This window comes from Rubrivivax soli, assembly GCF_049810355.1.
Taxonomy (GTDB): domain Bacteria; phylum Pseudomonadota; class Gammaproteobacteria; order Burkholderiales; family Burkholderiaceae_C; genus Rubrivivax.
Map to the genome: position 1 here is coordinate 647,725 of NZ_CP187368.1, position 13,031 is coordinate 660,755.

General features: G+C 69.2%; 8 protein-coding genes. All 8 read right to left on the reverse strand.

The window, feature by feature from the left end:
* Positions 1–57: 57 nt before the first annotated feature.
* Positions 58–3,198 carry an efflux RND transporter permease subunit gene (locus ACPOLB_RS02880; protein ID WP_425259788.1) on the reverse strand — a complete coding sequence of 1,047 codons (3,141 nt, stop codon included), beginning with the start codon at positions 3,196–3,198 and terminating at the stop codon, positions 58–60.
* On the reverse strand, positions 3,195–4,694 hold the full coding sequence (locus tag ACPOLB_RS02885) for an efflux RND transporter periplasmic adaptor subunit (protein ID WP_425259789.1): 1,500 nt from the start codon (positions 4,692–4,694) through the stop codon (positions 3,195–3,197). Before ACPOLB_RS02885 ends, ACPOLB_RS02880 begins: the two co-directional genes overlap by 4 nt.
* Positions 4,695–4,698: 4 nt before the next feature.
* Positions 4,699–6,015 carry a TolC family protein gene (locus tag ACPOLB_RS02890; protein ID WP_425259790.1) on the reverse strand — a complete coding sequence of 439 codons (1,317 nt, stop codon included), beginning with the start codon at positions 6,013–6,015 and terminating at the stop codon, positions 4,699–4,701.
* A gap of 84 nt (positions 6,016–6,099) precedes the next feature.
* Positions 6,100–6,513, reverse strand: coding sequence for a hypothetical protein (locus tag ACPOLB_RS02895; RefSeq protein WP_425259791.1), 414 nt, complete (start codon positions 6,511–6,513; stop codon positions 6,100–6,102).
* Positions 6,514–6,704: 191 nt separating this feature from the next.
* Positions 6,705–7,280: a Cu(I)-responsive transcriptional regulator gene (gene cueR, locus ACPOLB_RS02900; protein ID WP_425259792.1), complete on the reverse strand. Its 576-nt coding sequence runs from the start codon at positions 7,278–7,280 to the stop codon at positions 6,705–6,707.
* A 560-nt stretch (positions 7,281–7,840) separates the two neighbouring features.
* Positions 7,841–9,382: a tyrosine-type recombinase/integrase gene (locus ACPOLB_RS02905; RefSeq protein WP_425259793.1), complete on the reverse strand. Its 1,542-nt coding sequence runs from the start codon at positions 9,380–9,382 to the stop codon at positions 7,841–7,843.
* Positions 9,383–9,599: 217 nt separating this feature from the next.
* Positions 9,600–9,797, reverse strand: a complete 198-nt coding sequence (locus ACPOLB_RS02910; protein WP_425259794.1) for a hypothetical protein — start codon at positions 9,795–9,797, stop codon at positions 9,600–9,602.
* 1,127 nt (positions 9,798–10,924) lie between these two features.
* On the reverse strand, positions 10,925–13,027 hold the full coding sequence (locus tag ACPOLB_RS02915) for a UvrD-helicase domain-containing protein (RefSeq protein ID WP_425259795.1): 2,103 nt from the start codon (positions 13,025–13,027) through the stop codon (positions 10,925–10,927).
* Positions 13,028–13,031 lie beyond the last annotated feature (4 nt).

A 13,031-nucleotide genomic window follows, 5' to 3' on the forward strand; every position in this document is an offset into this window, starting at 1 on the left:
CGGATTGACGCTGTGGCAAGGTCAAGCGGCGCCGGCGTTGCGCCGGCCGCGGCGGCGTCAGCCGTCCGGGGCGGGCACCACCGCGCGGCGGCGCAGCAATGCGAACACGGCGGGCACCACGAACAGGGACAGCAACGGCGCCGTGACCATACCGCCCAGCATCGGCGCGGCGATGCGGCTCATCACCTCCGAGCCCGTGCCGCTGCCCCAGACGATGGGCACCAGGCCGGCCAGGATCACCGCCACGGTCATGGCCTTGGGCCGCACCCGCAGCACGGCCCCTTCGCGGACCGCGTCGTGGACCACGTCCGCCGACGCCGCGGCCCCCGCGTCCAGCCGCGCCTGCAGCGCCTGCTTCAGGTACAGCAGCATCACGACGCCGAACTCGGCCGCCACGCCGGCCAGCGCGATGAAGCCGACGCCGGTGGCGATCGACAGGTGGTAGCCCATGGCCCAGAGGAACCACACCCCGCCGATCAACGCGAACGGCAGCGTGGCCATGATCAGCACCGCCTCGTCGATCCGGCGGAAGGTCAGGACCAGCAGCACGAAGATGATCGTCAGCGTGGCCGGCACCACGATCATCAGCCGCGCATTGGCGCGCTCCAGATACTCGAACTGCCCCGCGTAGGCGATGCTCACGCCGGGCGCCAGCGGCACGTCGCGCGCCACCGCGGCGCGCAGTTCGGTCGCCACCGCGGCCAGGTCACGGTCGCGAACGTCGACGTAGACCCAGCCCGCGGGCCGCGCGTTCTCGCTCCTGAGCATCGGCGGGCCGTCGCTCACCTGCACCCGGGCCACGGTGCCGAGCGTGATCTGCTGGCCCGCGGCCGTGACGATCGGCAGCGTGGCCAGCCGCTCCGGCGTGTCGCGCCACTCCCGCGGGTAGCGCAGGTTGATCGGGAAGCGCGCCAGCCCCTCCACCGTCTCCGAGACGTTCTCGCCGCCGATCGCGCCGCTGACCACCGCCTGCACGTCGGCGATGTTCAGCCCGTGGCGGGCCGCCGCCACGCGGTCGATGTGCACGTCGACATAGCGCCCGCCGGTCAGCCGCTCGGCCAGCGCGGAAGACACGCCCGGAATCGTCCGGGCCACCTGCTCGACCTGCAGCGCGACGCGGTCGATGACGGCCAGGTCGCTGCCCGTCACCTTGACGCCGATCGGGCTCTTGATCCCGGTGGCCAGCATGTCGATGCGGTTGCGGATCGGCGGGATCCAGACGTTGGCCAGCCCCGGCACCTGCACCGCGGCGTCGAGCGCCTCGACCAGCTTCTCCGGCGTCATGCCGGGCCGCCACTGGTCGCGGGGCTTCAGCCGGACCGTGGTCTCGAACATCTCCAGCGGGGCCGGGTCGGTGGCCGTCTCCGCACGGCCGGCCTTGCCGAACACGCGCTCGACCTCGGGCACGGTCCGGATCATCCGGTTCGTGACCTGCAGCAGTTCGGCCGCCTTCTGCGCCGACAGCCCCGGCAGCGCCGAGGGCATGTAGAGCAGATCGCCTTCGTCCAGCCGCGGCAGGAACTCGCCGCCCAGGCGCGACAGCGGCCAGGCCGTGCTCGCCGCCGCCACCACGGCCAGCAGCACGGTCGTCTTCGGCCAGCGCAGCACCCGCTCCAGCGCCGGCCTGTACACCGCGATGAGCGCGCGCGTGATCGGGTTGCGCTGCTCGTCGGGGATGCGACCGCGGATCCAGGCGCCCATCAGCACCGGCACCAGCGTCACCGAGAGCGCTGCCGCCGCCGCCATCGCATAGGTCTTGGTGAAGGCCAGCGGCCCGAACAGCCGCCCTTCCTGCGCCTCCAGCGTGAACACCGGGATGAAGCTCAGCGTGATGATCAGCAGCGAGAAGAAGAGCGCCGGCCCGACCTCCTCGGCGGCCTCGGTGACGACCTTCCAGCGCGCCGGTCCGGCCAGGGTCGCGCCCGGATGCGCGTGCTGCCAGGCCTCGAGCTTCTTGTGGGCGTTCTCGGTCATCACCACGGCGGCGTCGACCATCGCGCCGATGGCGATGGCGATGCCGCCCAGCGACATGATGTTGGCGTTGATGCCCTGCCAGCGCATGATCAGGAAGGCCGCCATCACCCCCAGCGGCAACGCGATGATGGCCACCAGCGCCGAGCGCAGGTGCCACAGGAAGACGACGCACACGAGTGCGACGACGATGAACTCCTCGATCAGCTTGATCGTGAGGTTGTCGATGGCACGCCCGATCAGCGCACTGCGGTCGTAGGTGGTGACGACCTCCACCCCCGGGGGCAGGCTGCCCTGCAGCTCGGCGAGGCGTGCCTTCACCGCGGCGATGGTCTGCTGCGGGTTCGCGCCCGCGCGCAGCACGACGACGCCGCCGCTCACCTCGCCCTGCCCGTCCAGTTCGGCGATGCCACGCCGCATCTCGGGGCCCACCTGCACCGTCGCCACGTCGCCCAGCGACACCGGCACGCCGCCGCGCGCCGCCAGCGGCACGGCGCGGAAGTCGTCCAGCGTCTTCAGGTAGCCGCTGGCACGCACCATGTACTCGGCCTCTGCCAGCACCAGCACCGAGCCACCCGCTTCCTGGTTGCCGGCCAGCAGCGCCGCGCGCACCTGCGCGTGCGTGACGCCGTGGGCGGCCAGCTTCAAGGGGTCGAGCACCACCTGGACCTGCCGGTTCATGCCGCCCACGGTGGCCACCTCGGCCACGCCGGGCAGGCTCTTCAGCTCGTACTTGAGGAACCAGTCCTGCAGCGCACGGAGCTGCGCGAGGTCGCTGCCGCCCGTGCGGTCGACCAGCGCGTACTGGAAGATCCAGCCCACGCCGGTGGCATCGGGCCCCATCGACGACGTCGCCCCCGCCGGCAGCCGGCCCTGCACCTGGTTCAGGACCTCCAGCACCCGGGAGCGCGCCCAGTACAGGTCGGTGCCGTCTTCGAACAGGACGTAGACGAAGCTGTCGCCGAAGAACGAGAAGCCGCGCACCGTCTTCGCGCCGGGCACCGACAGCATCGTCGTCGCCAACGGATAGGTCACCTGGTTCTCGACGATCTGCGGTGCCTGGCCCGGCAGCGTGGTGCGGATGATGACCTGCACGTCCGACAGGTCCGGCAAGGCGTCGACAGGCGTGGTGCGCACCCCCCACAGGCCGGCGGCGGCGAGGAAGATCGAGCCCAGCACCACGAGGAAGCGGTTGGCCACCGACCAGCGGATCAGGGCGGCGATCATCGGCGCGCCCCCGCGTCGTCGCGCTCGATCGCGGTCACGACGTGCTCGTCGCCCTGCTGCCGGAAGCGGAATCGCACGGCGTCACCCGCCTTCAGCCCGCGCACGAGGTCCGGCTGCGCCAGCTGGAAGGGCATCGTCATCGCCGGCCACTGCAGCGCCGGCACCGGCGCATGCTCGAGCGTGATCGATGCGTCGTCGAGTTCGACGACGCGGCCGCGCGTGGCGTGCTCCGCGGCAGAGGCTGCGGCGGCAGGGGCGGCCGATGCCGCGAGGCCCTGCAGGCTCGCTTCGGAATCGATCAGGAACTGCCCCGAGGCCACCACCTGCTGCCCGGCAGCGAGCCCCCGCAGCACGGCCACGCGGCCATCGATCTCCGCGCCGAGTTCCACCGCCACCGGCCGGTACCGGCCCGGCGCGTCGAGCACATGGACGAGCGCCCGGCGTCCGGTGCGGATCACCGCCTCGGCCGGCACGGTGACCACCTCGGCGCCCGCGCCTGCGCCGGCCAGGCGCACCTGGCCGGACATGCCGGGGCGCAGCCGGCCACCCGGGTTGGGCACCTCGACGCGCACGCGCAGCGTGCGCGTGTCGCGGCTCGCCTCGGGCAGCACCGCGGCCACCCTGCCGCGCAGCACCTCGCCCGGGAACGCCACCAGTCGCAGCTCGGCGCGCTGACCCGGGGCCACCGCGGCGGCCAGCGCCTCGGGCACCGCCGCCTCGACCCACACGGTGCCCAGTCCGTTGATGCGCGCCAGCGTCGCACCGGCGGACACGGTCATGCCCCGGCGCACCATCAGCTCGGCGATCAGGCCGCCCGACGGCGCCACGATCGTCGTCAACGCCTGCGGCCGCCCGTCGGCCTCGATGCGCTCGATCAGGCCGACCGGCATGCCCAGCAGCGCCAGGCGCGCTCGGGCGGCCAGCGCCAGGGTCTCGTCGTTGGTGGCGCGCACCGCGAAGTACTCGCGCTGCGCCGCCAGCCAGTCCGGATGCAGCACCTCGGCCAGCGGCGCGCCGGCCGCGATCACGTCGCCCGGTGCGCGCGCATGCACGCGCTCGACGAATCCTGGCGCGCGTGCCTGCACGATGCTGACGTCGCGCTCGTCGAGCCCCACCACGGCGACCACGTCCACGGCCGGCTGCAGCACGCGCAGATCGGCCGTGGCCACGCGCAGTCCCAGCGACTGCGCCGCCTGCGGCGACACCGCCACCGCCGGGCCGGCACCGGCGCCGGCCTCGTCGGCGTAGCGCGGCACCAGCTGCATGTCCATGAAGGGCGACTTGCCGGGCTTGTCGAAGCGCTGCGTCGGCACCATGGGGTCGTACCAGTACAGCACCCGGCGTTCGGCCGTGCCGGCCGCGGCAGCGTGCGCGGGTGGCGCCGTGCCGCCCCGGTCGCCCGCCGCCATCCACTGCGAGAGCGCCCAGCCGCCGCCGAGGCCGGCCAGCAGCATCGCCGCGCCCGCGGCCACGGTCTTGTTCAAGGAAACATCCATGGTCTCACTCCGCGATCAGGGTGGACAGGCGCAGGCGCAGGGCAGCGCGCTGCGCGTCGAGGTCGACGGCACGCAGGTGCGTCTGCAGCACCTGGCTGCGCGCGGTCAGCACGGCAGCGAGATCGCCCCGACCCGCCTGGTAGGCCGCCAGGGCCAGGGCCACGCGTTCGGCCGCCAGCGGCTGCCCGGCGCCGCGCAGCCGCTCGGCCTGCGCATCGGCCGCCTGCAGCTCGGCCAGCATCGCCTCGGTCTCGGCCGCATGGCGGCGCAGCACCTCGTCGCGTTCGGCCTCGATGCGTTCGATCTCGCGCCGCCTGGCCTCGATCTGCGGCTCCTGCCGGCGCGCGCGCTGCCACGGCAGGTCGAAGCTGAGCTGGAACGACACCATGTCGTCGTCACGCGGGCGCCGGCTGTAGGCCACCTCCCAGGCCCAGTCGCCGTGCCTGTCGGCGTCGGCCTCCGCCGCCTCGGCCTGTGCCAACGCGCGCAGCGGCGCATACGGCGCCAGCTCGGCGTGCCGCGGCAGCGCCGCGCGCAAGGCCTCGCCGTCGACGGCGATGGCCGGCGCTTGCGCCTGCAGCGGCGCATCCGCGCGCGCGCCGATCCAGCGGCGCAGGTCCGCGCGCGCCTTGTGCACGTCGCGGGCCAGTTCGTCGGCGCGGTCGGCGATGGCCAACGCCTCCTGGCGTGCCATCGTCAGCTCGGCAGGCATCGCCGAGCCGGCCGCGATGCGCGCCGGCAGCGTGTCCTGCAGCAGCCGGTTCTCGCGCTGGAAGCCGGCCACCTGCGCGAGCCTCGCCTCGGCAAAGTGCACCGCCAGCCAGGCCAGGCCGGCGTCGCGGCGCACGGCGAGTTCGGTGGCCGCCAGCAGCGCGCGGTCGCGCGCGATGCGGGACAGTGCCGCCTGCTCGCGCGCGTCGCGCCTGGCGCGGTTGGGCACCTCCTGCATCAGCGCGATGCGCTGCATCGTGCCGCCGTCCTGCGTGGTGCGCCAGCGGTCCGGCCCGGCGACGGGCAGGTTCTCCAGGCCGACGGACAGGCGGGGATCGGGCAGCGTCGAGGCCGACGGCACCAGGGCGGTCGAACCTTCCAGCGTCGCCAGCTGCGCCCGCAGGGCGGGCGCCTGTCGCCGGGCGATCTCGAGCGCCTCGGCGTAGCCCAGGGGGGGCGCGGCGCGGTCCGCCCACGCCGGGCCGCTCGCGAGCGCTGCAAGGGCCAGCGCCAGCCGGGCGGCCTGTCGAAGGGCCCGACCAGGGGCCCGGAGGAACGGCAGGCGCCGCCCGGCGTGCCGGCACGGCACGCGCACGATGAAACGGGACACGACACTCTCCTTCGGAACGAACGCACGACGCGCGCCAGGGAGCCGGGCACGCTGCGACAGCACACCCGGCCGGGAGTGCGCGGGCTAGTTCCGAAGGACGAGCAACGAGAGGTACAGCGGCGGCGACCCGACGGGCGGCCCGTCGGCCACCGAGGCAGGCATGCTGGCAGCCAGCGCGGCGGCATCGGCCACGTCGACGATGCCGACCAGCGCCGCGCCCACCGCCAGCGCAGGCGGTGCGTCGGGCGCGGCCACCGGGCTGTTCACCGAGGTCTTGCCGGTCTCGCAGTGCGCCTTGCACAGCTGCGGCCGCTCGGGATCCATGCGCGTGGGCACGCTGCCGTCGCAGTCGGGCATGGCAGCCATCGCGGCGACGCCGTCGCCGTGCACGGACGACAGCTGCGGGCAGGCATACGCCGCCGTGGCCAGCTGCGTGAACAGCACCAGGGCGATGAGCCAGCCGGACAGCCGGCCGCGATGACGGCGCAACGCTTGCATGCGCGCCAGTCTACGACTCCTCGGGCGCGGCGGCGTGGTGGTCGAGCCGGCCGGTGCCGACGCGCAGGGACTTCACGACGCCGTCGACGAAGGCGGGCATGGCTCCGGTTCGAGCGGCAGCGGCGACGGGAGCGCCCGCGGCGCCGCCGGTGCGGCGCCCCGCCCCACCGGGGCGACCGCACGCGGCGGGCTCAGGACCCGCCGTGGCGCTGGTGCAGCTGGTGGGTCCAGGCCATCAGGCCGGCATGGTGCGGCGCGGGCGCAGGGGCCGCAGGCGGTCGCGCCTTCGCGGCCGCCGGCCTGCGCGCCGATGCCGGCTTGCGCAGCGTGCCGGGCTCGATCGACCCCGGGACCGGAGCCGCCGGGCTCTGCACGGCAAGCTCCGCGAGGATGGCGCAGTGCGGATGGTCGTCACCGTGGCACGAGGCCACGAGGCGCTCGAGGGCCTGCTTCATGTCCGCCAGTTCGCGCATCTTCTGCGCGAGGTCGGCCACGTGCCGTTGCGCGACGGCCTTGACGCTGCGGCTGGCCCGGTGCGCGTCGCTCCACAGGCCGAGCAGTTCGGCGATCTGCTCGATGGAGAAGCCGAGCCGGCGCGCTTGGCGGATGAAGCGCAGGACCGACACGTCGCGCTCGGCGTACTGGCGGTACCCCGCGTCGGTGCGCGCCGCCGCAGGCAGGAGTCCGATCTGCTCGTAGTGACGGATCATCTTCGTCGAGACGCCGGCCGCTTCCGCGGCCTCGCCGATGTTCATCGCGTGGTGCATGGGGTCTCCTCGAACGTGCGGCACGCGTGGACTCTGAAGCTTCCCCTCGTTGGAATGTCAAGCCCCCGGCCCGCCGCACCGGGTCGACGCCGCGGTGCCGGCCTCATGCCGCAGGCGCGGTGCTGACCGAGCGCAACCTCGCTGCAGGGTGCCCGGGTGCCGCACCGGCCCGGCCGATGCGGCGCGTCGATCGGCGCCGACATCGCGTCTGGCGTCACGACTTCCGGAGAGCTGCCGGCGGCGCACGGCTGATTCGGTCGCGTGCAGGGCGGGCCGCTCCGGTGACGGAGCGCCTGGCGACGCCCATGGCCCGGCAGCCTTCTTGCCGTTGCACCCTCGGAATGCATCCGGCCGCCCCACAAAGCCAAACGGGTTAGCCCCTTGTGAGAGCTAACCCGTTGATTCGTAATGGTCGGGGTGGCGGGATTCGAACTCGCCGTGACCTCTAGCATTCAAGCGGGTTTCCGGGGCAAACGGCCTCGTTGTTGCTCTGTTGTTGCACCACCGGGACCACTGTAGACCACTCCGCGACCGAACAAAAGCGTCCTCTGTTGACCAGTTCACTGCTCAGGCGCAGGGCGGGTGCGCTCGGGCAGCTCATCGGCATTGACCTCCAGCGATTGAGCCGTCTCGTCGGAAAGCTCTCCGTCCTCGGACTCTCTGGCTGTCCGCCTAGCCTCCTGAGGGTCGACTTGCCTGGACTCGATGAGCTTGACCAAGCGTGCCCACAGCGGGCCGAAGACTACTGCCGAGCCCTGCCCCGCCCCCTGCATCGCGCCCACCGCCGGAATCCACCGCCCGTAGTGCTTTTGGAGCATCGTCCAGTCCTTGTGTCCCATGTCAGCGGCCACCTTCAGCAAGGGCTCGCCCGCCGACAGTTCGGAAGAGCCGTAGGTGTGCCGGCACTGGTAGGGTCGGCGGTAGCGGACCCCGGCAGCAGCCAGGAGCGCCTTCCATCGCTTCGTCAGCTTGGACTCGTTCGCGTAGCGCTCTCCGGTGGCCGGGTTAGGAAAGACCCACGCCGCCTGTTGGCCGCTGTAGCTGAACTGGGCCTTGACGGCGGCCAGTGCGTGGGGTCGAAGCGGCAGCCAGCGCCAATCGTGGCGCTTGAGCGTCTTGAGCTTGCCTCTCGACAGCGACCGGCGGATGCACACTTGGTTCGTCTCGAGGTCGATGTCCTGCCACTGCAGCGCGAGCACTTCACCCGTGCGAAGCCCGCACGCGAACCAGAACGATAGGGTGTTGAGCAGAGGACCCTCGGCTTCTCCAAGGATGGCCTCCATTTCGTCCGGCGCGAACGGGTCCGCCTTGCCTTTGTCAGCCTTGAACTTGGCAACCTCTTGAAGCGTCTTGGCAGGTGCGGCGGGGTCGACCTTGGCGGGAGCGTCGTGTTGCACCCTCGTGTCCTTGAGAGGCTTGAGCCCTTCGAACGGACTCTCAGTTAGGAGCTTTCGCTGTACGAGATTCGCGCACATGCCTCTTAGCGGGATGAGGATGTTGCCGACCCGTCGCCCCGAGAGCCCCTGTCTGTGAAAGAGGTGGTTCCTGAGCAGCGAGACACGCTCGCTGGTGATTTCGTCCACGGGGAGCATCTCTAGGGGTAACCCCGCGTAGGGATGCGGTGACCGAATGCCAAGGACCTCGACAGGCAGCGGCTTCAGCGAGTACTGGATGACGCGCCGGTAGTCGTCCTCGGTGTTGGGCCCGACGCTCGTTCGGATGATGTTGAACCACTGGTCCAGGCAAGGACCAGTTGGCTCAACCCGGCTGAGGGCTTGCTGGCGCCGAACTTCTGACGCGCGGCGACTGCTCGGGAACTCGTCTTCGTACTTGAACTTGCCCATCGCGATGAGCTGCAGAACCTCCTCGCGACGCCTTGCTGCCTTGACGACCAGCGATGGGGTCGGACGCCCCGGGTAGGTCTCGAAGCAGCGCTCTCCGTTCCATGCAAAGGACATCTGGATGCCCCGTGCGCTTCGGATGCTCAGGCCTTCGGGGAGTGGTTCACCGCTCTCTGGGAGTACCCGGGTTCCAACGGCGAGCAGCGGCTCGTCGTTCTTCTTGCCCTTGGCGGAGCCGCCCTTCGGTCCGTTGTTCGACATTTCAGCTTCTTCATCGAGATGAAAGAAACTGGCTGTCGGGCTTGCGTTGCGGTCACCATGTTTTCAATCGCAGTTAGTGGATATTGGTAAAACTAAATCGGATTTACCATCAGGTCAATTGTCTAGACCTGTGCAAGCGGAAGGCTCCGTAACGCCCATCGATAGATTACCAATAACTCCAACCGTCGACCGTATCATCTGACCTAGATACCGGCGACTATTGCACGCCGCTCGCCATCCACTTCTGGATGGCCGGTAGATTGAACACCAAGCGATTGTCGGGCGCCCGCTTCCAGTGGACGTTGAACTTCCACTGGTTCTTCTTCTGCTTGGCGCGAATCGCGTTTACCGTATACCCGGTCTCGTTCGAGAGTTTTTCGATAAGGACCCAGAAAGGGGTTGCTGCCGTATCCATGTGACGTACCGAAGTGCTGAATCAATACCAACACTCTAATACAAGCGACACATGGTTGATTTTAGGCTTCGATTTACCCCAATCGAACCACCCCGCGCGCCGTGGCTCAATCGGAGAGTGCGGCGCTGTTCCGAGGCTGGCTGTACGCCAGCTCGCGTCAAGGGGCAGGTTCGGCCACCCGTTTGCGCTGGCCACCGCTGGCAGGCAATAGCAGGAACGGGGACGCGCGAGTCGATTGATGCATCGAACGCGGGCGATGGGTGAACCAGAAGGGTGGCACGACAAGATGGGCGTCGCTGGCCAGCGAACGTTACGGCCTATTCGGCCGCTGACTTCGTCTGCACCTTACGCTACTGAATCCACCTGTTCGGTGGCTAACGGGATGCTGACGCCGCCAAGAATCCCCGCTGACGCGGGGGGAGGCTACCCAATCAAGTCGTGCCGTCCACAGTATAGCCACCTCCATCGCAAAGACACAAATTCGATTCTTCGACCACAAGAAATATCTCACGGACGACTCCTGAAAATTATATCTATCCGCATCGATAGAAAATATCCAGGGGTATAGATTTCCCGAATGCGGCGTCCAGTCCGACAGGTCGGAGTACCTGCCATTCAACTGCCGCTGGCGACCCACTTTGGCCAGTACTGTGGGACTAGCTAGGGTTCCCGGGCGGAGCCGCAGTCCGCCAGGAGCCCGAACTGGGGCTTGAGGACAAGAGTGCTTGAGTTCCCTCAGTAACTCCGCGGTCGACCGCTCTTGCCTGCGTCGCCCCTTGCCGTTCCAGCCCCAATCGACGCCGAAGCGGGGTCGCGCGACGGTCGCGAACTTCGTCAGCTGCCTGAACTTCAGGTTGCTCGCTGAGCACGAGCTTTGCGTACCAACTGTGCAGAGCCAACAGCCGACAGCGCATCGCGCCCGTTGACTCTCCTGCCGACCATGGCCGCCCAGACGGCAGAAGGCGTCTTTAGGGAATGCGGCCTCTGGCTTTGTCACCTCTCCCCGTCCGAGGCGTAGCTGCGAACGGCGCCAACAAGCGCCATCCTTCCTAGAGTCGCTGAATCACCCGCATCCACCAAGCGCTGGCAAGGACGTGGCAATCCGCTCTGGAGTCATGCCAGAACGTTCACCCTAGCCGAAGGAGCATCGCGGCACGCTTGGCCCGCGTTAGGGCGACGTAGACGAGCTTCCTCTGGTTGACCGACACCTCAACGCTGCCGAAGTAGGAGGCTGGGGCCACCACGACGACCGCATCGAACTCGAGCCCCTTGGCCCTATGCATCGTCGCAAAGTGCACGGCGTCGCGGGCATCCGCGTGGTTGCTCTGCGCCGAGATGGTCACACCGGCGAACCCTGCCGCAAGCAGCTGTTTCGCCATCGCGTCGCGGTGCTTCTCGCTGGAGGCGATGACGCAGATGGTTGGCTTCGCGCCTTCGTCCGCCTCGGCCTGAAGTTGTCGAATGAAGCCCCCGGCCTGCGTAGCCGCCGATTCAAGACCATCCACCGACACGACGCTGGGAGCGGGGCCATGGGACAGTGACTTGTACCGCTTGGTCTCATCGTGGCCATCATCGAGGTCGTCCACCTCGCAGCCCTCCAGCAAGGCCACCGCCTGCCGCCGAATCTCGTCCGTGGTGCGGTAATTCAGGTACAGCTTCTTCGAGCGCCCGCGGATGTCGATTCCGCACTTGCTCATCGCGGCTCGGTTACGGCTGTAGATGCGCTGGTGACCATCGCCGACGAAGAACAGGTCGTTCGGCCCCGGCGGAATCATCGCCCGGATGAGCTTCAACGCCTGGGGCCCGAAGTCTTGCGTCTCGTCGATGACGATGGCGCTGTACTCGCTCGGCAGGGTCTGAGCAGAGAGCAGCGCCGCCACTTCGCGGTACGCGTCGTCAACCTCCTTGAGTTTCCGCGATGCCAGCTGGCCTCGGTATTCCTCGAAGACAGGCCACACCGCATCGCGCTTGCCCCGGCTCAGGACGCCGGAGCGACCTGTCCGACGTGCGACCCGGTACTCCTCGAGCGTCGTTATGCCCTGCGCCAGGATGACCTGCTCGAGTTCCAGCTCATAGAAGTCGTCAGGCAGGTCCAGCTTCGTGTCTCGCACAGCCATGGCGGCCTGCCACGCCTGCAGCGCAGCGTCCTGCTTGCGGTCGTAGACGATGCGGTGTTCGAGCTTCTGGGCACGCATGAAGCCGTGCACCCAGGCATCCAGGTTCCGGACCTCCAGTTTCGCGAGGGTGCTGCTCCCGCACAGCGTCTTCAGGTTCTGTTCGATGTCCGCGGCCAGGTTTCGGGTGAAGGTGGTGAACAGCAGCTTCTTGCCCTCGGGCGTGCGGTTCTCCGCGAGCCACTTCGCGCGGTGCATGGCCAGGACGGTCTTACCCGTCCCTGCGCCCCCTAGAACACGCACCGGCCCGCTGCGGTCGCCACTGGCCATCTTCTGCTGGGTGGGGTGAAGGAAGACGCGCCACTGGGCCAGCGGGGCGTTCATGATGGCCATCATTGCCTCGTCGTTGTCGACGATGACGAAGCGCGACTTCGACTCTGGCGTGGCCAGCGCCGCGGCAAAGTCCGCGGTATCCACTTGGCGGTCCACCCGTGTCTCGCGCGCTCCGAGCACCTGGCTGACCGAATCGCCTGCGGCCACAAGGAACAGGCCCTCGTAGGCCTCCACGGGTAGCACGGCCTGCATGGCATCGAGTTGCTCGTCGGATTTGATGGTCCGAACGGAGGCCAGCGACTCTTCCGGCACACCCAGGCTGAGCAACTCGCGGTCGCCCAAGGCGGCGAACATGGGTTCGAGAACGGGTTGACTCGCGGGCACTGCCGCGGGGGCGGGCACGGGTGCGGGCGCAGCGGCAGGCTCCTCCTGCGTCACGCGCTCGAGCACAACCAGCTGCATGGCGCCCGTCACTGGGTTGATGGAGAGCTTGCGGTTCTCGGCCCAGCGGTAGGCCTGGTCATGGTGGTCGACGTACAGAAGCACGTAGACGTCGCCGGCATCCGGCTTGAAGACGATGCCGCGCCAGTCCCGGTCCAGCCGCACCGACTTCAGGTTCGAGTCCCGCGCACCATTGATGTTTTCGTAGTTGATGCCGGGGCTCGTGGGGTCCGACTGGAACTGGATGGCCCACTTCATGACCTTCGACTGCACGTTGGCGGCGAGCTTCGCCAGCTGCAGCAGGAAGTCCTGTGACAGGGCCACCTTGGGCTTCAGACTCATGCCA

Coding starts and splice junctions, on each gene's coding strand:
- ACPOLB_RS02880 (WP_425259788.1), bottom strand. CDS start 3,198: ATGATCGCCGCCCTGATCCGCTGGTCGGTGGCCAACCGCTTCCTCGTG.
- ACPOLB_RS02885 (WP_425259789.1), bottom strand. CDS start 4,694: ATGGATGTTTCCTTGAACAAGACCGTGGCCGCGGGCGCGGCGATGCTG.
- ACPOLB_RS02895 (WP_425259791.1), bottom strand. CDS start 6,513: ATGCAAGCGTTGCGCCGTCATCGCGGCCGGCTGTCCGGCTGGCTCATC.
- cueR (WP_425259792.1), bottom strand. CDS start 7,280: ATGCACCACGCGATGAACATCGGCGAGGCCGCGGAAGCGGCCGGCGTC.
- ACPOLB_RS02905 (WP_425259793.1), bottom strand. CDS start 9,382: ATGTCGAACAACGGACCGAAGGGCGGCTCCGCCAAGGGCAAGAAGAAC.
- ACPOLB_RS02910 (WP_425259794.1), bottom strand. CDS start 9,797: ATGGATACGGCAGCAACCCCTTTCTGGGTCCTTATCGAAAAACTCTCG.
- ACPOLB_RS02915 (WP_425259795.1), bottom strand. CDS start 13,027: ATGAGTCTGAAGCCCAAGGTGGCCCTGTCACAGGACTTCCTGCTGCAG.